The sequence below is a fragment of the Actinoplanes couchii genome (assembly GCF_016862075.1).
GTDB lineage: Bacteria > Actinomycetota > Actinomycetes > Mycobacteriales > Micromonosporaceae > Actinoplanes > Actinoplanes couchii.
Genome location: NZ_BOMG01000006.1, coordinates 40,728 through 64,168 on the forward strand (window position 1 = coordinate 40,728; position 23,441 = coordinate 64,168).

The window sequence follows — 23,441 nt, forward strand, 5'->3', positions numbered from 1 at the left end:
GCCCTATCGTCCCGGCGGCGGCCGACTTGAGGCCGGACCGCAAGCGCGGCCCCAAAGGTCAGACGAGAACCGCGGCCTCCGGGGACCGCCGCCACTGCTCGGAGCCGAACACCTCGTACCGGATCCGGTCGTCGGCGATGCCGCGCCGGTGCAGCCCGGCCCGGACCGCCTGCATGAACGGCGCCGGCCCGCACAGGTAGACCTCGGCGTCCGGGTGAACGGGAATCCGGTCGATGTCGATCCGACCGGTGAACGTGTCCGGTTCGGCGACGGCCTGCTCGTACCAGTACAGGCTCTGGAACGTGCGCAGCCGGGCGCCGTGCCCGGTCATGTCGGCACGCAGCGGGTGCCGGTCCGGGCTGCGGTCGGCATGCACCGCGGTCACCTCCCGGGTCGGCTGGGTGCGCGCCACGTGCTCCAGGATCGCCGCCATCGGGGTGATCCCCACCCCGGCGCTGACCAGCAGCAACGGCCCGTGGCCCGGGGTCAGGGTCAGATCGCCGTACGGCCGGCTGAGCCGCAGTTCGGCACCGGGCCCGACGTGGTCGTGCAGGTACCCCGAGACCACCCCGTCGGGAGCCCCGTTCACCCCGCGCACCCGCCGGACCGTGATCCGCAGGGTGCCACCGGTGGCGGCCTGGGACAACGAGTACTGCCGGAGCTGGCGTCCCGCACCGGGCAGGTCGGCGGCGACCGTCACGTACTGCCCGGGGTGGAAGTCCGGAGCCGGCTGCCCGTCCGACGGGACCAGCACGAACGACACCGTGTCGTGGGCCTCGGAGATCTTGCTGACCACGGTGAACATCCGCCACGGGTCGGCGCCGTCCACCCCGGCCTCGGCGAAGATCCGCGCCTCCCGGCCGATCAGCCGGGCCGCGAACAGCCAGTACACCTCGTCCCAGGCGGCGGCGACGGCCGGGGTGACCGCCGCGCCGAGCACCTGGACGACGGCGCCGAGCAGGTAGCGGCCGACCATCGTGTACTGCTCGGGGCGGATGCCGAGGGCGCAGTGCCGCTGGGCGATCCGCTCGACGATGTGCTCGAACGCGGGCCCGGCCGGGCCGGCACCGGTCAGGTGGGCGGCGTAGGCGGCGACCGCTCCGGCCAGGGCGCTCTTCTGCTCGCCGGTGGCCTGGGCGCTGCGGCTGAACAGGTTCAGCAGCTCCGGGTTGTCGCCGAGCATCGTGTCGTAGAAGACGCTGGAGATCTCCTCCAGGTGCTCACCCACGACGGGCAGGGTGGCCTCGATGATCGGGGCACTCGATGAGGACAGCATTGTTCCTCCTGTAGCTAGGGGCGGGAGCCGAGGGTCAGCAGGACCTGCCGGACCGGTGGGGCGGCCAGGTCGCCGACGGTGATGGGGTCGAGCGAGGCGTAGAACGCCTCCTGTGCGACACGCAGCGCCCCGCGCAGGCGGCAACCCACGTTGAGCGGGCAGGGGGTCTCCCCGCCGCATTCGACGACCTCGGTGTCTCCTTCGAGGTCGCGGACCAGACCGCCGACGGACGCGCCGGACGCGCCGGTCGCGAGCCGGACACCCCCGTTGCGGCCCCGGACCGTGTCCAGCAGGCCGAGATGCTGCAACCGCTGCACCACCTTGGCGAGGTGGCTGCGCGGGACCGCCACCGACGCGGCCAGCTCGTCGATCGTGAGCAGGTCGTCGGCCCGGGCGGCGGCGAGCATCAGGACGCGGAGGCCGATGTCGGTTGATCGGTTCAGTCGCACGAGACCAACGTACTAAAAGAAGAGTTTGAAAGTCCTGTTTTATTGCCTAAGTCACGGGAGAGGGCTGAGCCCCCTCCCGTGACTGTCGAATCAGCTGAGCTTGAAGACCGTGGCCTTGTCTCCCACCGTGAGCTGTCCGTTCTTGACCACCAGGTACCTGCCGGGGGAGACCCGGATGGTCACGCCGTCGCGGACCGGGATCCGGGTGACCGGGGTGCCGGTGGTCCCGAGCGCCACGGTCGAACCGCTGACCGTGACGAACTTCGCCGGCTGGTCCACCGACTGGATGATCTCGGTGCCGGGCGAGGTGCTGGCCACGAACCGGAACTGGGTCAGCTCCAGCTCCCGCGGCGCGTGCGCGGCCCGCAGCACGTCACCCTCGTGCTTGACGAACGAGCGCGGCTTGTCGGCCGGCGACAGCCGCACGATCGAGCCGCCGGACCCGACCGGGATGCCGAACAGCGGCGTCCCGTCCTCGTGCCAGTACAGCTTCTGGATCCGGGTGTGCCGGTTCGGGTCGTACAGCGGGTCGCCGGTGATCTGCTGGTAGTCCCGCGCGTGGTAGACGAGCACGTCCGTGCCGTCGGGCATGACGGTGAACGAGTTGTGGCCAGGCCCATAACGGGCGGTAGCATCATTTGTCGTAAAAATCGGGTCGGGGTGCTTGGTCCAGCTCGCGCGCTCCAGCAGGTCAGCCGAAGCCGACGCCGTCAACAGCCCCATACAGTAGTTCGAGTCAGTGGCGCTCGCGGAGAAGGTCAAGAAAACCTGACCGTTCCGGATCAGCACCGCCGGCCCCTCGTTCACCTTGTACCCGATGATCTCCCACGAACGAGTGGGAGTGGCGATCCGCGTCGGCTTGGATTTCAACGTCCACGGATTGGCCATCTCGGCGATGTAGAGGCTGGTGTTGACCGCGATCTCCGGCTCGCTCTGCGCCCACACCAGGTACTGCCGCCCCTTGTGGGTGAACGACGTGGCGTCGAGCGTGAACCCGTCCCACTCGGTCAGCAGTTGCCCCTTGAGCGTCCACCCGGCCGGGTCACGCGGGTCGTCGAGCGCCGACTCCATCACGTAGGTCCGGATCCGGAACACGTCCCCGGCGTCCCCGGCGGCGAAGTAGATGTACCACCGCCCGCCGATCCGGTGCAGCTCCGGCGCCCAGATGTGGCCGCCCATCTTGCCGGTGGCGGGCCGCCGCCAGATGACGCTCTCCTCGGCGGTGGCCAGGCCCTCGATGGTCGGCGCGCCGCGCACGATCAGCCGATCGTATTCGGGCACCGAGCCGGTGAAGTAGTACTGACCGGCGACCGGCTTGGTGATCCAGGGGTCGGCGCGCTGGCTGATCAGGGGGTCAACGGTAGGCACACCGTAGATCTCAGCATCGGTTCGGGCCCGCACGGAAGGAGTTCCGGAGGCGCCCGCGGGCAGGACGACGACCATGGCACCCACGGCGCCACCCGCCAGAACGGTTCGTCGGTTCATGATCGGGCCCCTCACCGGGTGGTCTTGATACGGAGGAAGGTGACCGAGTTCGCCGGGAACTCGCGTGTGAAAGTGGAGGCGATCCCGCTGACCGTGGACGTCACGGGCTGGATCGGCTCGGCGGAGCGGGTGTTCTGCTCGCCCGGGTCACCGGTGATCACGGTCTGCTTCGCGGTGCGGGCCACCTTGCGCTTCCCCAGGTCGATCCTGGTGACCGCCGGGATGTCCTGGGCGTTGACGACCTTGACGATCAGTTCGCCACGCCTGGTGTCCTCGGTGACCACCTGGGCGAACGGCTCGGTCACCGCGTTGTCGTCGAACGACGCCCACTCCACGCCGTCCAGGAACAGCGTGACCTTCGTTCCGCGTACCGAAACCTTGAGGTCGTAGGTCTGTCCGGTCGTCACGGTGTTCGGCTTGGTCAGGATCTGCTCCTTGGCCGACGTGATGCCCTTCTCGACCGCGCCCTGGGTGTTGTTCCAGCCGCCCAGGTTCCACCAGTAGAACTGGCCGGTCTCCTGGATACCGAACGCGACCAGGAAACCCTCCGCGCCGGACTGCTTGGTGGCCTTCAGCGTGTAGTCGTAATCGGTCTCGCTGATCGTCGCGGCCTTGACCATGGTGTCCTCGGTGTCGGTGGTCGTCTGCGCGTAACCACCGTTGCTGACCGTCCAGTTGCCGCGGTTCGTCACCGAGGTCCAGCCGTCCGCGTTGCCGTCGTCGAAGTCGTCGCCGTAGATCACCGTGCCGTCCGGCCGGGTCACCTTGACGTCGTCGTAGGTGGCCGCGGTCCGCCAGGTGGAGAGCCCGATCGCGCCGGTGATCGGCTTCGGCTGCAGCACGTTGCCGGTGGCGGTGGTCGGGACGACCCGGTCGCCGACGTTGTTCATGAACAGCTTCTGCACCTGGTAGCTGGTCGAACCCCACGACTCGTCGTTGTCGAACCAGATCATGTCCGGTTTCCACTGCACGTTGTCGATGTTGGCGAGCAGCGGCGCGTACGACGCCATCTTCACCACGTCGGCGTTGCGCTCCAGACCGGTCATGTAGGCGGCCTCGGCGAGACTGTTGTAGAGCTTGTTGTCCAGCGAGGCGTATTCGCCGAGAAAGACCTTGGGCCCATTGCGGTCGTACGCGTCATAACGCCTGTTGTTCTGCAGGAACCAGGCCGGGCTGTTGTAGTAGTGCTCGTCGACCATGTCCGAGCCGTGTTCGCGGTTCTTCGCCCACAGGTTCTCGAACGTGGCGCCCTGGTCGTCCGGGCCGGAGTTGCTGACCACGGTGATGTTCGGGTACTTCGCCTTGATCGCCGACTCGAACCTGAGGAAGTTCGCCCAGTACTCGTTCGGCAGGTTCTCCTCGTTGCCGACCGCGACAGTGGTGAGGTTGAACGGCTTCGGGTGCCCGGCGGCCGCCCGCACCTTGCCCCACGTGCTGGTGGCCGGCCCGTTGGCGTACTCGATCAGGTCCAGGGCGTCCTGGATGTGCCGCTGCAGCAGCGCCTCGTCGACTGTCGCCCGGTTCTGACCACAACCGGTCACCAGCGCGGGGAGCACCGGCAGTGGCATGGCCCCGATGTCCTCGGAGAACTGGAAGTACTCGTAGTAGCCGAGGCCGTAGGTCTGGTTGTAGCCCCAGAAGTTCTTGTTCGTGGCCCGCGTCTCGACCGGCCCGACCGTGTCCTTCCACTGGTAGGCCCGGGCGCGCGGGTAGTTGTTGGCGGCGTCGTAGGCGTACATGCTGCCGGTGTTGACCAAGCAGCCGCCGGGGAAGCGGACGAAGCCGGGGTCCAGGTCGGCGACCTTCTGCGCGAGGTCGGTCCGGAGGCCGTGGTTCTTGTACGTGTTCTTCGGGAAGAGCGAGACCTCGTCCAACCGTACGGCGGCATCGGTCTTGATCTTCAGGTGGGCCACGTCGCTGGTGGCGGTGGCCTTGAGTGCGCCGGTGTACTTCTTCCAGGTGTCACCTTTTGTCGCGATCGTCAGCGGTGTCGAGAGCGCGGTGCCGTCGACGGTCTGCAGCGTGACCTGGAGTGACGCTGTGCCGCGGGCCCAAACGGAGAAGTCGTATTTGTCGTTCTTTTTCACGGCGAGCCCGGTGTTGTAACCGGCGTTCACCAGCGTCGCCGCGCCGGTCACCGACAGATAGTTCCGGTTCCGCTCGTTCAGCCGCTGGTCGTCGTTGGTCACCGTGGCGGACCCGGTGGCGGTCCAGCCGGTCAGCCCGTTCCATCCGGACGCGTCGGTGCTGTTGAACTCGAATGATCGGTTCCGGACGAGTTCGGCGTAGAGCCCGCCGTCGGCCGCGTAGTTGATGTCTTCGAAGAAGACGCCGTACATGGACTGGGGGATGGTGGCGCCGGTGGCGGCCGGGTTCACGGTGATGGTGTAGTCGGGTTCGACCGCCTGAGCGGCGACCGGCGGCGAGACCGCGAGCGGAAGCGAGACCAGGACGGCGGCCGCGCCCGCGAGGCGGTAGGGGATTCTGCGCATGAGGGGTCCTCCGGTGCGGATCGCAACGGTTTCAAGAGTGTTTCCGGTGGACTAGCTCAGCAATGTGTACGCAAACATCGACAGGCCTGTCAAGAGTTGAAGGTCGATGCGTCAGGCTGTTGTTAACGCTAACCAGGGTTAACGTCATCTATGGACGTTCACCGTCGGTTCAGGTTTCCGCCACCTCATCGGACACCTCGGCTTCCTAGCGTCCGGGCTGCCCGTCATCGCAAGGTGGCGAGGGACCGAGGAGAAGTACACGATGACGGACTTCAAGCGCCGCCTGCTGCCGCTGCTGGGACACAGCGGCGGTAGCCGAGACGCGATGACCTGTATGTACCGATGTGGCAACGCGTGTGACCACCCGGTGCCGAACGAGTCGGCCAACCCGTACCTGGGTGACGTGGTGAACGCCGAGATGAGCCGCCGCGGCGTGATCGCCGCCGGCGCCGCGGGCGCGATGGTGCTCGGCTTCGGTGCCCCGGCGCTCGCCGGCGGCTCGCACGGCGGCGGCGGTCACCATCACCCGACCAAGCCCACCCCGCCGTCCAAGGCCGGCAAGATCGGCTTCAAGCCGGTCGCCCCGAACACCCTGGACCAGGTCACCATCCCGACCGGGTACCAGACCTCCGTCGTCATCCGCTGGGGTGACCCGGTCGTGCCGGGCGCGCCCGCGTTCAACGTGGACCGGCAGACCGCCGCCGCCCAGTCGAAGCAGTTCGGCTACAACAACGACTTCGTCGGCGTCGTCCCGATTCCGGGCAGCAAGGACCGCGCGCTGCTCGTGGTCAACCACGAGTACACCAACGAGAACCTGATGTTCCGTGGCTTCACCACCCTGGACGCGCTCAGCGTCGAGCAGGTCAAGGTGGCCATGGCGGCGCACGGCCTCTCCGTGGTGGAGATCGAGCGCAGCGGCAGGAGCGGCCAGTGGAAGCCCGCCAAGGGCTACAAGCTGCGTTACAACCGCCGGATCACCGCGCTGGCCACCGAGTTCAGGCTGACCGGCCCGGTCGCCGGCACCGCGGCCGTGAAGACCGCCGCCGACCCGTCCGGCAAGATCGTCATCGGCACGCTGAACAACTGCGCCGGCGGCGTCACCCCGTGGGGCACCGTCCTGTCCGGCGAGGAGAACTTCAACCAGTACTTCGTCGGCGGCGACGCGGTCTCCGCCGAGACCAAGACCAAGCTCAACCGCTACGGCATCACCACCACTGCCCGCTACCCCGGCGACAGCCGCAAGTGGGAGCGCGCGCAGGAGCGGTTCGACCTGGCCAAGCACCCCAACGAGGCGAACCGGTTCGGCTGGATCGTCGAGGTCGACCCGTTCGACCCGGAGGGCCGCCCGCGCAAGCACACTGCGATGGGCCGGTTCAAGCACGAGGGCGCCAACGTCATCGTCGCCAAGGACGGGCACGTCGTCGCGTACATGGGTGACGACGAGCGCTTCGACTACCTGTACAAGTTCGTGTCGGAGAAGAAGTACATCAAGAGCGACGCCCCGTGGGCCCGCAAGCACAACCTGACCCTGCTGGAGTCGGGCACCCTCTACGTCGCCAAGGTGACCGGTGACAGCCCGGCCACCGAGATCGACGGCACCGGCAAGCTCCCGTCGGACGGTAGGTTCGACGGCAGGGGCAAGTGGATCAAGCTGGTCTCCGGCAACCGGTCGTTCGTGCCCGGAATGACCGCCGTGGACGTGCTCACCTACACCCGGCTCGCCGGTGACGCGGTCGGCGCCACCAAGATGGACCGTCCCGAGGACGTCCAGCCGAGCCTGCGGACCGGCAAGATCTACGCGGCGATGACCAACAACACCAACCGCGGTGTCGGTACGAACGCGCCCGCCGACGAGCCCAACCCGCGCAACGCCAACAAGCACGGCCACATCTTCGAGATCACCGAGGACCGTGGCGACCACACCGGCCTGACCTTCACCTGGCAGCTGCCGATCGTCTGCGGCGACCCGGCCGCGGCCGACACCTACTTCGGCGGGTACGACAAGACCCAGGTGTCGCCGATCTCCTGCCCGGACAACGTCGCGTTCGACAGCGCCGGCAACCTGTGGATCTCCACCGACGGCAACGCCCTCGGCAGCAACGACGGCCTGTTCGCCACCCCGATCGAGGGTAAGGAGCGGGGCCACCTGCGCCAGTTCCTCACCGTGCCGAAGGGCGCCGAGACCTGCGGCCCGTTCATCACCGGTGACGACAAGTCGGTGTTCGTCGCGGTCCAGCACCCCGGCGAGATCACCGGCGCCACCGTGGAGAACCCGGCGTCGCACTGGCCGGACGGCGACTTCGCCAAGCCGGCCGTCATCGTGACCTGGAAGGCCGACGGCGGCGCGATCGGCAGCTGATAACACGGGTACGGCCGCGGCGTCATCCCGGCGTCGCGGCCGTGCCGTTTACCGGCTCCCCTACCATCGGCCCCGTGCTGATCAAAGTATGTACGCTGGTGGGCCGGTACCGCCTGGCCGTCTTCGGCCTCGCCGTCCTTCTCGGAGTCGGTCTCGGCATCCTGCGGACGACGGCGAGCGACCAGAACTGGGAGCTGTTCTCCCTCGGCGGCCTGGTGGTCCAGCTCGGTGCGCTGGTGCTGGCGCTCTTCCTGATCTACGGGTTCCGGCCGGCCACCCTGATCACCCGTCCCGAGACGCCGGCGTTCGTCAGCCACCCGCCGGCCGGGCTGGTCATGCTCCTCGCGGCCGTCGCCCTCCAGAACGGCACCAACCTCGTCTCGTACGCCCGCGACGTGAACCGGGGTGGTTTCGACCTCGTCATGCTGATCCTGTCGGTGACACTTCTCGTCCTTCTCGGCGGCCTGCTGTCCCGCAAGACCGAGGTCCGGCTGCGCCCCGACGGCATCGAGGACCAGCAGGCGCTCGGCACCCTCTTCGTGCCCTGGGAGACGTTCACCGGCGTGCCGTACCCGGCCTTCCCGGTCGGCCGGACCCGGATCGCGCTCACCTACGGCCGGCCCGAGCTGCTCCGGTCCATCGGCTGGCGCCCGAGCCGGACCAAGCTGTCCGCGGTCGGGATCCACGCGCGTTTCCTGTCCTACGCCATCCACGAGTACGCGCACCGCCCGGACCTGCGGCCCGCCATCGGCACCGAGGCCGAACTCGCCCGGCTCACCGAGGCGTGGCAGGTCCACTCGAACTCCCGCTGACCACATCCCGGGACCACCTCGCGTGATCGTGCCATCACCCGGCGCTCGATCGCCCCGGAGCGCGGATCCCCTGCACCGTTGACCCGTGGCGTGTCCCGCGGCTCAATCGGCCGCCGAAATGATCCGCGCGGCGCTGGTAGGCGTGTACCTGACCAGTCGAGGGGGTGCCGGGTTGAGCGAGACGCAGACGACGACGAGGCCGGTGGCCGGCGGTCCGCCGGTGGTGGCGGCCGGCCCGCCCCGGTCCCGGACCGCCCACCGCCTGCTGCGGATCCTGCCCGCCGGGCTGACCGGGGCCCTGATGCTCGGCGTCGGCCTCCTGCACGCCGGCCGGCCCACCCTCAGCTGGGACGAGGTCACCTCCGCCGAGGTCGCGTCCCGCTCGGTGCCGCAGATCCTCGAGCTGATCCCGAACCTGGACGCCGTCTTCGGCTTCTACTACCTGCTGCTGCACTGGTGGACGGCGCTCGCCGGCACCTCCGAGATCGCCCTGCGGCTGCCGTCGATCGTCGCGATGGCCGGTGCCGTCGCCGCCGCCGCGGAACTCGGCCGCCGCCTGTTCACCCCGATGACCGGCCTGGTCACCGGCCTGATCCTGTGCATGATCCCGAACATGTCGCGGTACGCGGCCGAGGCCCGGCCCTACGCGTTCGCCTGCTTCTTCGCGGTTCTCGCCCTGTTGCTGCTGGTCAAACCCAAGACCCCCTGGTTCTGGTACGGGTTGAGCATCCTGTTCACCGGCCTGTTCCACCTCGTCGCGCTGACCACGCTGCTCGCCCACGCCGCGTTCGTCGTCCTGCACCGCCGCGACCGGCTCGCCGCCTGGGCCGGCACCGTCGCCGCCGCACTGGTCCCGCTGCTGCCGATCGCCTGGCTCGGCCTGCACCAGCAGGACACCCAGCTGCACTGGGTGGAACCGCTCACCCTGGGCCGCCTGTACGGCATGCCCGGTTCGATCGCCGGCTCCCGCGAGGTCGTCTGGTTCCTGATCGGCATGGTCGTCCTGGTGTCCTGGCGCCCACTGCGCCGCCTCGCCCCGATCGCCCTGTTCGCGATCGGCCCGCTCGCCGTCCTGGCCGTCGTGTCGGCCCTGTTCTCCCCGATGTGGGTGGCCCGCTACCTGCTGGTGGTCCTGGCCCCGCTGGCGATGCTGGCCGCGGTGGCCCTCACCGGCGGCCGCGCCGGATGGCCCCGGTACACGGTGCTGCGGGTGGTGACCGTCCTGCTGCTGCTCGGCGCGGTGGCGATCCCGGCCCAGCGAACCGTCCGGGGCCCCACCGCGAAGACCGGCCCCGACTACCGCTCGGTCGCCGCCGTCATCACCGCCCGCGCGGTCCCCGGCGACGTGATCGTCTACCCGGCCCGGAACCGCTCGATCCGCGCCGGCATGGACTACTACCTCCGCGACCCGGACTCCGGCTTCGCGTCCCCCACCGCCCCCGCCGACCCGCTGGTCCGGGTGCCATCCGCACAAACCGGCTGGTTGATCGCCACCGAACACACCGACGCGGCAGCCCAGGTGGCGTTCGCACCGCGCATCTGGCTGGTGGTGGGCGACCGCCGCGCTGATCCACTGGCGGCGCGCCCCGACCTACGCCCCCTCCTGACCACCGACTACCACCGTTCCGGCGTCTGGCACGAGAAGCGGGCGACCATCGCCCTCTACGAACGCAACCCCTGACCAGCCGGCCGGCCGGGGCACCGGGTCGGCGGCCGGTCCCGGCGAGCGCACCCGGTCCGGTGTGTCGCCGGCCGGGTGGGCGGCTGGTCCCGGTGGGATCTCCTGGTTTGGTGTGTTGCTGGCAGGGTGGGCGGCTGGTCCCGGTGGGATCTCCTTGATCCGGGCCGGCCGTTGGTGGCGGGGGATGCCATGGCGGGGTGGGTGGCGCCTGGTTGTTGCCGGCGCCGCGCGAGGTGAGCCCGGTGCTGCGGTTACTGCCGGTGCCGGGTGACCGTCCGAGTCGAGGTTTCCGGTCTGGCGCCGGCCAGAGCCGGCCCGGCGGCGTGGCGCACGACCCGGCACCGGCATGATCCCCGATCCGGGCCCACCCCGCCCGGCGTCGACTACACCCGGCACCACCCCACCCCGCCATGGCATCCCAGCTTGACCAACCGCCGCCCGCGCGGTGGATATGGGGCCGCGACCAGCCGTCCGCCCGGCCATGGCATCCCAGCGCAACCAGCCGCTCGCCGTGCGGTGGATGAGAGACCGCAACCAGCCGCTGGTCGTGCCATGGATTTGGGGCCGCAACCAGCCGCTGGTCGTGCCGTGGATGTGGGGCCGCAACCAGCCGCTGGCCGTGCGGTGGATGTGGGGCCGAGACCAACAGCCGTCCGGGCGTGGGAGAGCGGCCGAGACCTACACCGGGCCGCGATGTGGTGGGCGAGCTGGATCCCCACCGTCGCCCGCTGCCCGCTGCCCGCTGCCCGCCGCCCGCCGCCCGCCGTCGTGACCGCCCGCCCGCTGTGGCTGCGGCCGCCTCCGTTCGGTGTGGGCGGAGTGGCAGGGTGGTGACCATGAAAGTTCTGCTGCCTGACACCATCGCGCTGGAACCGGAACTGCCCGCCGGGGTGGTGACCGCCGTCTACGACGTCCAGCACGCGATCCCGGACGAGCACACGGATGCTGAGGTGCTCGTGGTCTGGGGGAACACCTCCGACAACCTGCGGGACGCGGCTCGGCGGCTGACCGGGGTGCGGTGGGTGCAGACGCTTGCGGCCGGGCCGGATGTGGTGTTGCAGGCCGGGTTCGGTGAGGGTGTGGTGGTCACCGCTGGGCTGGGGCTGCACGATCGGACCGTTGCCGAGCACACCCTCGGGCTGGTTCTGGCCGCCGCCCGGCGGCTCAACCTGCTGGTCCGGGCTCAGATCGGCCGGCGCTGGGCGGGGGAGCTGGGTGGGATCCAGCCGGTCCGGCCCACCGGATCCTTCCGGACCCTCGCCGACGCGAACGTGGTCATCTGGGGCTTCGGCGGCATCGCGGCCCGGCTGGCGCCGCTGCTGGCGGCGCTCGGCGCTGACGTCACCGGGGTGGCCCGGACGGGCGGCACCCGGCACGGGTTCCCGGTGGTGACCGAATCTGATCTGCCGGAGCTGCTTCCGGCCACGGACGTGCTGATCAACATCCTGCCTGCTACCGCGGCGACCGCCGGGATCGTGGACGCCACCGTGCTGGGGCGGCTGCCCGCGCACGCCTGGCTGGTCAACGTCGGCCGGGGCAGTACCGTGGACGAGGCCGCTCTGCTGGCCGCGATCCGGGCGGGTGACCTGGCGGGGGCGGCCCTGGACGTCTTCGAGACCGAGCCGCTGCCGTCGTCCTCGCCGCTCTGGGACGAACCCGGTGTGATCATCACGCCGCATGCGGCCGGTGGGCGGCCCGAGGGCGCCTCGGACCTGCTGACCGCGAACCTGGCCGCCTACGTGACCGGAGCCCCGCTGCGCAACGTGGTCGATCGCTGAGCCAAGGTCCGTTCCGAACCGAGGCCCGGCCGTGCAACGTGGTCGATCGCTGAGCCAAGGTCCGTTCCGAAGCGGGGCCCGGCTGTGCAACGTGGTCGACCGCGGGGTCGAGGCCTGTTCCGGAAGACACGAGAAGGCGTTAGGACGGGCGGGCCCGGACGTGGACCCGCTCGCCCTGTGGACCGAAGATGTTCAGCAGCTCGGCGGGGACCGGGTCGGGGTTCAGGATGGCGTGCGGGATCCGGGTGTCGAACTCGGCGGCCTCCCCGGGGGTCAGCATCAGGTCGTGGTCACCGAGCAGGAGCCGGACCCGGCCAGCCAGCACGTAGATCCACTCGTACCCCTCGTGGGTCTTCTGTTCCTGGTCGCACCCGGGGGATCCGGGCGGCAGGATCTGTTTGAAGGCCTGTGGGCCGCCGGGGCGGCGGCTCAGTGGGACGAACGTGTGGCCGCCCCGTTCGATCGGGCGGGCCCGGACTCTCGGGTCGCCGGTGTCGGGGGCGTCCACCAGGTCGTCGAGGGAGACCTGGTACGCCTCGGCCAGCGGCAGCAGCAGCTCCAGGGTGGGTTTGCGGGCGCCGGACTCGAGGCGGGACAGGGTGCTCACCGAGACTCCGGTGCTCTCGGACAGCTGGGTGAGGGTGATGTCCCGCTGGCGGCGCAGTTCGCGGAGCCGGGGGCCGACGGCGGCGAGCGCGGTCTCCAGGTCTTTTGCCATAACAGCAAGTTTACTTGCCGGATCGTTCAGGCCGGGGCACGGTAGGACGCAGACCACCGGGCACCAAGGCAAAGCACGGTGGCGCGCAGACCACCGGCAACAAGGCGAGCACGGTGGGACGCAGACCGCCGGGCAGCGAGAAGCGTGCGCGGTGGGGCGTGAGACGGAGAGGGGCATGGCCGTGGAGGAACAGGACTACGACGTCGTCGTCATCGGTGGTGGGGCGGCAGGGCTCAGCGGGGCCCTGGCCCTGGCCCGGTCCCGGCGGTCGGTGCTGGTGGTGGACAGCGGCGAGCCGCGGAACGCGCCGGCCGGGCACATGCACAACGTGCTCGGCCGCGACGGCGTGCCACCGGGGGAGCTGCTGGCGGCGGGCCGGGCCGAGGTCGAGGGGTACGGCGCGCGGTTCGAGCCGGCGCGGGCCGAGAGCGCGGTCAAGGACGAGGACGGCTTCCGGGTCACCCTGGAGGGCGGCCGGGTGGTCCGGGGCCGCCGGCTGCTGGTGACGACCGGGCTGGTGGACGAGTTGCCGCAGGTGCCGGGGCTGGCCGACCGCTGGGGCCGGGACGTGGCGCACTGCCCGTACTGCCACGGTTGGGAACTGCGCGACCAGCGCATCGGCGTGATCGTGTCGGGGCCGATGAGTGTGCACCAGGCGCAGATGTGGCGGCAGCTCAGCGACCGGGTGATGCTGCTGCTCAACGGGTCGGCCGAGCCGGCCGGGGAGAAGGCCGAGGAGTTGGCGGCGCGGGGCATCCCGGTGGTGCCGGGGGTGATCGAGGCGCTGGAGACCGGCGACGACAGGCTGACCGGGGTTCGCCTGGCCGGTGGTCATGTGGTCGGCCTGGACGCGATCGTGGTCGGGCCCCGGTTCGCCGCGCGGTCCGGGTTCGCCGAGTCGCTGGGTCTGAAGGCGGCTGAGTTCGAGATGCACGGGATCAGCCTGGGCAGCCGGATCCCGGCGGACGAGATGGGCGCGACCTCGGTGCCGGGTGTCTGGGTGGCCGGGAACGTGACGAACCTGGGCGCGACGGTGGGGGTGGCGATGGCCGCCGGGCAGACCGCGGGCGCCGCGATCAACATGGATCTGATCGCCGAGGACACCCGGGTGGCGGTGGCCGGTTACCGGGACCGGATCGCGACGATGTTCGAGGAGAACGCCTGGGAGGACCGGTACCGGGGCAAGGACGCGATCTGGAGCGGCCGCCCGAACCCGGTGCTGGTGACCGAGGCGACCGGGCTGGACACCGGGCGGGCGCTGGACGTCGGCTGCGGTGAGGGCGCCGACGCGGTCTGGCTGGCCCGGCAGGGCTGGCAGGTGACGGCGGTGGACATCTCGACGGTGGCGCTGGGCCGGGCGGCCGGGCACGCGCAGGAGGCCGGCGTCGGTGACCGGATCACGTTCCGGCACACCGACCTCCGGTCGGAGCAGGACCAGCCGATTGCGGAGTACGACCTGGTCAGCGCCCAGTTCATGCACCTGCCCCCGGACGCCCGCCGCGAGCTGTACACCCGTCTGGCCGGGGCGGTGGCGCCCGGCGGCATCCTGCTGGTGGCCGGTCACCACCCGAGGGATCTGGCCGGTTTTGTGGGCCGGATGCACTTCCCGGACATGCTGTTCACCCCGGAGGAGATCGCCGGTCTGCTGACCCCGGGACAGTGGGAGATCGTCACCGCCGAGGCCCGTCCCCGTCCCGGGAGGGACCCGGAGGGCAACGAGATCACCATGCACGACGCGGTGCTGGTAGCACGCCGGACGGGACCTAAAAAAGGGTAAACGGCAACGTTGGTGCCTTCCGGTTGCTGGAATGGGGTTATGCGGCCGGATGATGCTGAAGGACACGGCGGCCCGGGCGACGACGTCCGGGCGACGCTGACGGCCTGGCGCGACGGGATCGTCGAACCCGGCGGCGCCAACCGACTCATCAACCTGCCCCGGGGCGGCGCCGACCTGGTGGAGATCGTCGCCCCGGACCCGGCCGGTGTCCTGGAGGCGCTGCGCCACGGCCGGGACTGCACGCTCAGCGGCGCCAACGGCCGCGGCGGCCGGGGCCGGGTGCTGCGCACCGACCTGCCGGACGGGGTGCTCCAGCCGCTGCTGCGGCGGATGCGCCGGCACGCCCAGCAGGAGCAGTCCGACCGGGGCGTGGACGTACTCTACCTGGCGGTGGGTTTGCTGCACTGGATGGAGATCTCCAGCCCGCTGCTGCTGATCCCGGTGGAGCTGGTGGCCCTCGGCCCGGGCGATCCGCCCCGGCTGCGGGCCGGCTCCGGCGATCCGATGGTCAACCCGGCGCTCGCCGCCCGGCTGCGCGCGCACGGGGTGGTCCTGCCCGAGCCGGGTGACCTGGCCACCCTCGACATCGCCGACCTGACCGCCCGGTTCGAGACGGCGGTCCGCGGCCACGCCGGCTGGCGGGTGGCGCCGACCGCGGTGCTGGCCCGGTTCGACCCGGCGGCCGAGGCGACCCGGCGCGACCTGGCCGACAACGAGGACAGGATCGCCGCACACCCGGTGGTCCGGGCCCTGGCCCAGGCCGACGGCACCGCCGGGACCTTCGCGTTCACCCCGATCGGCCCGGACGAGATCGACGAGCTGGCGTCACCCGACGACGTGCCGCTGGTGCTGGACGCCGACGCCGCCCAGCGGGCCTGTGTGGCGGCCGCCCGGGCGGGGCACAGCTTCGTCGTCGACGGGCCGCCCGGCACCGGCAAGTCGCAGACCGTCGCCAACATGATCGGGGCGCTCACCCACGCCGGGAAACGGGTGCTGTTCGTCTCGGAGAAGGCGTCCGCCCTGGACACCGTGCAGCGCCGGCTGGCCTCGGCCGGGCTCGGGAACTACCTGCTGGACCTGCACGGGGCCCGCGCCTCCCGCAAACAGGTGGCCGCCGCGCTGGCCGCCGCCCTGGACGCGGTCCCGCTGCCGGCGACCGGACTCGACGCGGACGCCCGGGAACTGCTGCGGGAACGCCGGGCGCAGCTCAACGCGTACGCCAAGGCGATGAACGAACCGCGGGAACCGCTGGCCCGCAGCCTGCACGACGTCATCGGCCGGTTCTCCCGTCTGGCCTCGACGCCAGAGGCGCCGGCCGCGGCCTTCCCGCCCGACGCCTTGACCGCGGACGCCCTGGACCGCATCCGGGACGCCGCCGCCCGCCTGGAACACGCGTGGCGCCCGGCCACCGAACGCAGCGGCTTCCGGTGGCGGGAGGTCGCCGAACGCGAGCCGCTGGGCGACATCCTCACCGAGGCGTCGCTGGCCCTGGAGATCCTGGCCGAGGCGAGCGCCGACCACGTGCCGGTGGCGGCCGGGTTCCACCTGCGGCTGCCGGCCGACGCCGCCCAGCTCGCCGAGATCGCCGAGCACGCGTCGCAGCGCCCGCCGGGAGTCGACGGCCAGTGGCTGACCGCGGCCAGTCTGCGCCCGGTCCGGCAGGCCGCCGAGGAGCTGGCGCAGCGCCTGGAGGTGAGCCGCCGGGCCGCCGACGCGGTCCGCACCCGCGCCGGGGTGCCGTGGGAGGTGCTGGCCGCGCCGATGGACCTGGACACGCTGCCGGAGGCGCCACGCCTGGACCCGCCGGCCGTGCAGCTCGGCCCGCTGACCGCCGCGGACGCCAAGTCACTGGCCGGCCGGTTCGCCGCCGACGCCGACGAGCTGGAACGCCAGCAGCGCAACCTGGACCAGGTCACCACCCTGCTCGGCCTGCCCGATGTGATCACCTTCTCGGACGTCGAGCTGGTCACCATGGTCGCCGAACTCGGCGCCCGGGACGACAAACCGGAACGGGCCTGGTTCGCGCCGGGCGCCCAGTCCGCGGTGCACGCCGCCGCCGGAACCCTGCGCCTGCACGTGGAGGCGGTCAACACCGCGCGGACCGCGGCGGTGGAGATCTTCACCGCCGCGGTGCTCACCGAACCCGTCGAGGACCTGGCCGACCGCTTCGTCCACGTGCACCGCGGCGCCCGCAAACTGCTCGCGCCGCACCGCCGGGACAAGGAGGTGGTGGCCACCCTGATCCAGCCCGGTGTCACCGTCGACGACGCGATCGCCGAACTCCAGCTCGCGGTCGCCTGGCGGCTCGCCCACGAGGGCCTGATCACCGCCGAACGCCAGCACGCCGGACTGCTCGGCCACTACTGGCAGCGGCTCGGCACCGACTTCCCGGCGATCGGCCGGGCCCTGCACACCGCCACCGAGGTGCTGCGGGTGACCCCGCCGGAAGCGCTCGGGCCGGTCGTCGAGTACGTCTGCGGCGTCCACCCCGACGACGAGCTGCACCGGATGGTCGTCGAGTCCCGGGACGTCTTCCGGCACTGGCGGTCCACGCTGCGCCCGGAACCCGACCCGGCCGGCCGGCCGGAACTCGGCCACGGCGCGATCCAGCACGCCATCGACTGGATGCGCGCCCAGCTCGGGCCGCTGCGGGACGCCGCCACCGCGCTGCGCCAGCTCGGCGACGCCATCGGGCGGGACCTGAACACCGCCGAGGCGGCCGGGGTGATCGAGGTACGGCGGGACGCGATCGACGCCGAACAGGCCTACGAGAGCGCGGCTCCCACGTACGACAGCGTCCTGGGCCCGGTCTTCACCGGCAAGGACACCGATCCGCGGGCCCTGGAGGACGCGATCGAGTGGACCGCGCACGCCCGCACGCTGCGCAGCGGGGTGGACGCCGCGCTGACCGCCGAGCAGGCGCAGGCGATGACCGAGGGCCATCCGGCGCCGGACATGTCCGCGGCGATCGAAGGCTGGCAGGAGGCCCGGCAGCGGGTCATCGACGCGTTCGGCCCGGCCCGGCAGGTGCGCCTGGCGACCGCCCTGGACCGCTACGAGACTGCCCGTGACCTGCTGCGCGACCTGGCCGAGGACGAGTCCGGGCAGCGCGAGTGGTTCGACTACCTGACCGCCCGCGGGGAACTCACCGAGTACGGCCTGGACACCGTCGTCGACTGGTACGCCGACCACGCGATGGACGTGACCCTGCTCGGTGACGTGCTGGAACGAGCCGCCTGCCGGGCCTGGATCGACACGATCCTGGAGACCGACGAGCGTCTGCTACCACTGGCCGCGGCCGGCCGGGACGAGCTGCTCGCCGAGTTCCGCACGCTGGACGCCGACCTGCTGCAGGACGCGGCCGGCACGGTGGTCGAGGCCCTCAACTCGCGGCGCCCGATCGCCGGCGACACCGGCGAGGCGGCCCTGATCCGGGCCGAAGGGCACAAGACCGACGGACATCTGCCGGTACGGGATCAGCTGGCCGCCGCCTGGGACACCGTGGCCGCCCTGAAACCCTGCCTGTTCATGCCGCCCGCCGAGGTCAGCCGGCTGCTGCCGGAGCAGGCCGTCTTCGACGTCGTGGTGATCGACGAGGCGTCCCGGATGACCCCGGCCGCCGCGGCCGCCTGCGCCTACCGGGGCACCTCGCTGGTGATCGTCGGCGACGACGCCCAGCTGCCACCGGCCGGCGACCAGCCGTCGGTGCTGGTGGTGGCGAACGACTGCGGCGCGTTCACCAGGCTGGCGCTGACCAACCACTACCGCAGCCGGCACGAGAGCCTGATCGGGTTCGCCGGCCGGGCGTTCTACCAGGACCGGCTGCTCACCTTCCCGAGCGCGCACGCCACCGGCCCGGACCTCGGCGTGGAGCTGCACCCGGCGGCGCCCCGGGAGGAGGCCGGCCTGGTCGCCTCCCGGGTGCTGCACCACCTCACCCACCGGCCGTCGCTGTCGCTGGCCGTCGTCACGCTGACCGCCGCGCACGCCGACGAGATCGCCACCGCCGTCGAGACCGCCCTGGCCGGGCGCCCCGACCTGGAGGGTTTCCTCGGCGACTTCGTGGTCGAGGGCGCCGACGCGGCCCAGGGCGACGAACGCGACGTGATCATCCTGTCCACCGGCGCCGACCTGGGCGCGGCCGGCGGCCCGACCGGGGCCCGGCGGCTGGACGTGGCGATCACCCGGGCCCGGCAGAAGATCGAGGTGGTGTCCTCGATCAGCGTCACCGACCATGCCGAACCCGACGGCGAGGGCGAACGGCGCCTGGCCGACTACCTGGAGTACGCGGCCCGGGGCGGCCCGGTCGACACCCCGCACCGGCCCAGCGCCCTGGAGGAGTCGATCCACGAGATCCTCACCGGCTGGGGCTACACCGCCGAGCACCTGCCGATCGGCATCGGGATCCGGCAGTCCGGCACCCTGCTGCTCGGCATCCGCGGCGACGGCCCCGGCCGCCTGACCGCGGCGTCCGCCCGGGACCGGGACCGGCTGCACGACCAGGTGCTGCACTCGCTCGGCTGGCAGCTGCACCGGGTGTGGAGCGTCGCCTGGTACACCGACCGGGAAGCCGAGCAGAACCGGCTGCGGGTGGCCGTGCAGAACGCCCTGGCCGCCCCGGACGTCTTCGCCGACCTGCCCGGCGAGACGCTTGCCAGCCGCCCGGCGCAACGGCCGGAATGGGCGCTGCCGTACGCGAAGGCCCGGATCGAACCGCTGGTCACCGGCCGGCTGGACGACGACCCGGCCCGCCGGATCCTGATCCAGGTGATCGAGCGGGTCGCCGAGGTGGAGGGCCCGGTGCACGTGGCCACCCTGACCCGGCGGATCCGCGAGGCGTGGGGCATCAACCGGCTCACCCCGCAGATCCGGGCGGCCATCGACACGGCCATCACCGAGTCCCGGGCCGGTTTCGACAGCATGTTCGTCACCGCCCCGGACGCGCCGATCCCGGCCGTCCGGGTGCCCGGCGACGGGGTGAACCGCAAACCCGACCAGATCAGCGACGCCGAACTGCAGCTCGCCCTGGAGTACCTGGTCCTCGACGCGGGCCTGGTCGAAGGCGACGACCTGCTGGCCGCGGCCGGGCGGCTGTTCGGCTGGAACGGCAGCCGCACCGCCCCGGCCCGGCTCGCCGCGATGCTCGACGACCTGGTGTCGGCCGGCCGGCTGATCGCCCATCCGAACGGGCTGATCGCGGCGCCCGAGGACGACCTGCTCGACCTGCCCGACCCGACGTCGCTACCCCGGCGCCCGGGAGTCCTGGACGTAGTCGGCGTGGGGGATGCCGGCCGCCCACAGTGACGTCAGCGACCGCGCGCAGTGCCGGACGATCTCCGGGTCCTCGGTGACCGCGCCGCCGGCGAACGAGCCGTCCGGATCGAACAGGGTGAACATCACCCGCCGTTCGTCGAACAGCCAGAAGTCGTCGGTGCCGACCGCCAGCCCGGCCGTCGCGGGCCGGGGCAGCCAGCGGATGTCCTCACCGGCGTCCACGTTGTTGCCGGAGATGTTCAGCAGCCACCGCGTGTAGTCCAGGTGCGGCACCGGCACCACCCGCAGCCGCCGCACGCTGCGGCCCGTGTCGGTCACCTCCCGCACCAGGTCCAGCCAGGGCCGCTGCCAGCCGAAGTCGTCCGGTTCGCCGTCCCGGAACCGGCGGAACGGCTCCGCCTCGTCCGGGGCGTCGTAGAAGTCGCGCACCTCCAGATGGAACGCGGTCCGCTCGAACGCCCGGAACAACCCGTCGAACGCCTTACCACGCAGTAACCGCATGACCACACCTTGACCACAGCCGATGCGAATGGTCCACTCCGCGGCGGCGATCACGCAGTCCGAGGAAAACTCCCGTTCAGGCGTTGCGCGGCAGGTCCCGGGCCAGGACTTTTCCGGTGGCGTTGCGCGGCAATCCGGTCAGGAACACCACGTCCCGCGGTACGCAGAACCGGGCCCGGTGACGGCGCACGTGCTCGCGGACCACGTCCTCGGACAGTGTCTCGCCGTCGCGGAGCACCAGGTAGGCGGCCAGCCGCTGGCCCCAGTCGTCGTCCGGCACGCCGATCACCGCCACCTCGCGGACCTGCGGCAATCCGGCCAGCAGGTCCTCCACCTCGGCGGGGAAGACGTTCTCGCCGCCGGAGACGATCATGTCGTCGGCCCGTCCGTCGACGTAGAGCCGGCCGTGGGTGTCCACGTGACCCAGGTCCCCCGTACCGAGCAGGCCGTCAGTTTTTGATCTTTGGTTCTGCCCGGTGTAGCCCTCGAACAGCATCTCGTTGGTGACGAAGATCCGGCCGACCTCGCCCTGCGGGACTGGCTTATTCTGATCGTCGAGGATCTCGACCCGGGTGCCGTGCGGCGGGCGGCCCGCGGTGGTGGGGGAGTCCCTCAGGTCGGCGGGGGTGGCGATGGAGACCCAGGACGCCTCGGTGGAGCCGTAGAGGTTGTACAGGCAGTCGCCGTAACTGTCCATGAAACGGGTGGCCAGGCCGCCGGGCAACGCCGAGCCGCTGACCGCGGCGACTCTCAGCTTGCGACCGGGCGGGTGGTCCAGCAGGTTCTGCAGCATCACCGGGACGGCTATCAGGGCGTCCACCCGATGCTTTTCGAGGGCTTTCGCCGCCTCGGCCGGGTCGAAGCGGCGTTGCAGGACGATCGTCGCCCGCAGCGCGAGAGCTATCTGCAGGCCGGCGAAACCCCAGGTGTGGAAGAGGGGCGCGGCGATCATGATGCGGTCGCCGGCGTGCAGGGGGATCCTGTCGATCACCGAACAGAGGGGGCTGAATCCGCCGGGGGTGGGGCGGCGGGCGCCTTTCGGCACGCCGGTGGTGCCGGAGGTCAGCACGATGGTCCGACCGGGCCTGGTGGGCGGCCTTCCGGGTCCTCCGGACATTTCGACTTTTGTCGTGATGCCGCCGGGCACTCGTTCGGCGAACTCGTCGTCGTGGATCAACGCCGCCAGGTTCTGCTCCTCGCACACCTGCTCCAGCTGATGCGCCGACAGACCGGTATTGATCAGCACCGGGTCGGCGCCCCGGGACGTCACCCCGACCAGTGCCTCGATCATCGCGGCCGAGTTGCGGCAGAGCAGGCCGACCCGGTCGCCGGCTCGCACGTCGACGGCTTCGGCGTTCCTCAGCAGCTGCGCGTACGTCACCTCGCGCTCGTCGTCGATCACCGCGATCCGTTCCGGGCTGCGGGCGGCGGCCTGCCGCAGCTCACCGGCCAGGCCGAAACCCCAGCGGCCCAGCGCGCCGAACTGCCGCACGATCCGCACCGGATTCCCCGGCGTCAGCAGACCGCGCCGGGCCATCGTGGCGGCGATGAACAGGGCTCCCATCAGCGGATCTGCACACCGGAGACGGCGCGGGCGATGACGAGACGCTGGATCTCCGACGTACCCTCGAAAATGGTGTAGATCTTGGCGTCCCGGAACATCCGCTCGACCGGGTGCTCACGCAGATAACCGGCGCCGCCCAGGATCTGGACCGCCTTCTCGGTGACCGCCACCGCCACCTCACCGGCCTTCAGCTTCGACATCGAACCCTCGCCGGCGGTGAACGGCTTGTCGTTACGGCCCATCCACGCCGCCCGCCACACCAGCAGCCGGGCCGCGTCGATCTCCATCCGCATGTCGGCCAGCGCGAACGCCACCGCCTGGTTCTCCACGATCGGGCGGCCGAACTGGACCCGGTTCTTCGCGTACTCCAGGGCGTACTCGTACGCCGCCCGCGCGATACCCAGCGCCTGCGCGCCCACCGCCGGACGGGACAGCTCGAAGGTCCGCATCGCCGCCTGCCCGGACCGGCGGTGCCCCTCCCGGGCCCGGGCCAGGCGCTTGTCCAGGGCCTCTTTACCACCCAGAAGACAACTGCCCGGCAGCCGTACGTCGTCCAGGAACACGTCCGCGGTGTGCGACGCCCGCAAGCCGAGCTTCTTCAGCTTCCGCGTCGCGGCCAGCCCCGCGGTGCCCGGCGGCACCACGAACGCCGCCTGCCCGCGCGAACCCAGCGACGGATCCACACTGGCCGTCACCACGTGGATGTTCGCGATACCGCCGTTGGTGGCGTACGCCTTCTGCCCGCTCAGCACCCACTCGTCGGTGGCCTCGTGGTAGACCGCCCGGGTCCGCATCGACGCCACATCGGACCCGGCCTCCGGCTCGGTGCTGCAGAACGCGCCCACCTTCGGATCGGCCGGATCGCCGAAACACTGCGGGATCCACTCGACCATCTGCTCCGGCGTGCCCGAACCGTAGATCGACGCCACCGCCAGCGATGTGCCGGAGATCGCCATCCCGATCCCGCCGTCACCCCAGAACAACTCCTCGTTCACGATCGGCAGGCTCAGCCCGCTCGTGTCCGACCAGGTGTTGGCGAGGAACTCGAACCCGTACAGACCGATCTTGGCGGCTTCCTGCAGGATCGGCCACGGAGTCTCCTCCCGCTCGTCCCATTCTGGCGCGGCGGGCCGGATCACCGACTCGGCGAAGCCGTGCACCCAGTCCCGCAGCTCGCGCTGCTCCTCATTGAGATCGAGCCAGAACTCCACGTCGGCAGCCCTTTCCGCCAGCAGGTTAACTCGCCGGTAACCTACCGACCGGGTGCGGGGTCTG

General features: G+C 71.2%; 14 protein-coding genes. 6 read left to right on the forward strand and 8 right to left on the reverse strand.

What is annotated here, in order from left to right:
* Positions 1–58: 58 nt before the first annotated feature.
* The 4 genes from Aco03nite_RS01290 to Aco03nite_RS01305 form a co-directional block, all read right to left on the reverse strand.
* Positions 59–1,276: a globin domain-containing protein gene (locus tag Aco03nite_RS01290; RefSeq protein WP_203792686.1), complete on the reverse strand. Its 1,218-nt coding sequence runs from the start codon at positions 1,274–1,276 to the stop codon at positions 59–61.
* A 14-nt stretch (positions 1,277–1,290) separates the two neighbouring features.
* Complete coding sequence (locus Aco03nite_RS01295; protein WP_203792687.1) at positions 1,291–1,725, reverse strand: RrF2 family transcriptional regulator; 435 nt, start codon at positions 1,723–1,725, stop codon at positions 1,291–1,293.
* A gap of 90 nt (positions 1,726–1,815) precedes the next feature.
* Entirely contained in the window at positions 1,816–3,210 is a 1,395-nt protein-coding gene (locus Aco03nite_RS01300) for a family 43 glycosylhydrolase (protein ID WP_203792688.1), read from the reverse strand.
* An 11-nt stretch (positions 3,211–3,221) separates the two neighbouring features.
* Positions 3,222–5,702 carry an alpha-L-arabinofuranosidase family protein gene (locus Aco03nite_RS01305; RefSeq protein ID WP_203792689.1) on the reverse strand — a complete coding sequence of 827 codons (2,481 nt, stop codon included), beginning with the start codon at positions 5,700–5,702 and terminating at the stop codon, positions 3,222–3,224.
* 262 nt (positions 5,703–5,964) lie between these two features.
* Between Aco03nite_RS01305 and Aco03nite_RS01310 the strand changes: the two genes are divergently transcribed.
* From Aco03nite_RS01310 to Aco03nite_RS01325, 4 genes are all read left to right on the forward strand, one after another.
* Entirely contained in the window at positions 5,965–8,061 is a 2,097-nt protein-coding gene (locus Aco03nite_RS01310; RefSeq protein WP_203792690.1) for a PhoX family protein, read from the forward strand.
* A 74-nt stretch (positions 8,062–8,135) separates the two neighbouring features.
* Positions 8,136–8,873 carry a hypothetical protein gene (locus Aco03nite_RS01315; RefSeq protein ID WP_203792691.1) on the forward strand — a complete coding sequence of 246 codons (738 nt, stop codon included), beginning with the start codon at positions 8,136–8,138 and terminating at the stop codon, positions 8,871–8,873.
* Between the two features lie 172 nt (positions 8,874–9,045).
* Positions 9,046–10,554: a glycosyltransferase family 39 protein gene (locus tag Aco03nite_RS01320; RefSeq protein ID WP_203792692.1), complete on the forward strand. Its 1,509-nt coding sequence runs from the start codon at positions 9,046–9,048 to the stop codon at positions 10,552–10,554.
* 836 nt (positions 10,555–11,390) lie between these two features.
* Complete coding sequence (locus Aco03nite_RS01325; protein ID WP_203792693.1) at positions 11,391–12,332, forward strand: phosphoglycerate dehydrogenase; 942 nt, start codon at positions 11,391–11,393, stop codon at positions 12,330–12,332.
* A 139-nt stretch (positions 12,333–12,471) separates the two neighbouring features.
* Here Aco03nite_RS01325 and Aco03nite_RS01330 read toward each other — a convergent pair whose 3' ends face one another.
* On the reverse strand, positions 12,472–13,050 hold the full coding sequence (locus Aco03nite_RS01330; RefSeq protein ID WP_203792694.1) for a helix-turn-helix domain-containing protein: 579 nt from the start codon (positions 13,048–13,050) through the stop codon (positions 12,472–12,474).
* 175 nt (positions 13,051–13,225) lie between these two features.
* Here Aco03nite_RS01330 and Aco03nite_RS01335 point away from each other — a divergent pair, with 175 nt between their 5' ends.
* The gene (locus tag Aco03nite_RS01335) at positions 13,226–14,827 is read left to right on the forward strand and encodes a bifunctional NAD(P)/FAD-dependent oxidoreductase/class I SAM-dependent methyltransferase (protein ID WP_203792695.1); all 1,602 of its coding nucleotides are present in this window, start codon (positions 13,226–13,228) and stop codon (positions 14,825–14,827) included.
* A gap of 39 nt (positions 14,828–14,866) precedes the next feature.
* Positions 14,867–20,131 carry a DUF3320 domain-containing protein gene (locus Aco03nite_RS01340; RefSeq protein ID WP_203792696.1) on the forward strand — a complete coding sequence of 1,755 codons (5,265 nt, stop codon included), beginning with the start codon at positions 14,867–14,869 and terminating at the stop codon, positions 20,129–20,131.
* On the opposite strand, the gene Aco03nite_RS01345 is transcribed toward Aco03nite_RS01340, so the two are convergent.
* The 3 genes from Aco03nite_RS01345 to Aco03nite_RS01355 all read right to left on the reverse strand — a co-directional run bounded on the left by Aco03nite_RS01345 (position 20,069) and on the right by Aco03nite_RS01355 (position 23,377).
* The gene (locus Aco03nite_RS01345; RefSeq protein WP_203792697.1) at positions 20,069–20,602 is read right to left on the reverse strand and encodes a DUF6879 family protein; all 534 of its coding nucleotides are present in this window, start codon (positions 20,600–20,602) and stop codon (positions 20,069–20,071) included. The two genes, Aco03nite_RS01340 and Aco03nite_RS01345, sit on opposite strands and share 63 nt — an antisense overlap.
* Positions 20,603–20,678: 76 nt before the next feature.
* Positions 20,679–22,166, reverse strand: a complete 1,488-nt coding sequence (locus tag Aco03nite_RS01350) for an AMP-binding protein (protein WP_203792698.1) — start codon at positions 22,164–22,166, stop codon at positions 20,679–20,681.
* The gene (locus Aco03nite_RS01355; protein ID WP_203792699.1) at positions 22,166–23,377 is read right to left on the reverse strand and encodes an acyl-CoA dehydrogenase family protein; all 1,212 of its coding nucleotides are present in this window, start codon (positions 23,375–23,377) and stop codon (positions 22,166–22,168) included. Before Aco03nite_RS01355 ends, Aco03nite_RS01350 begins: the two co-directional genes overlap by 1 nt.
* Positions 23,378–23,441: the final 64 nt, after the last annotated feature.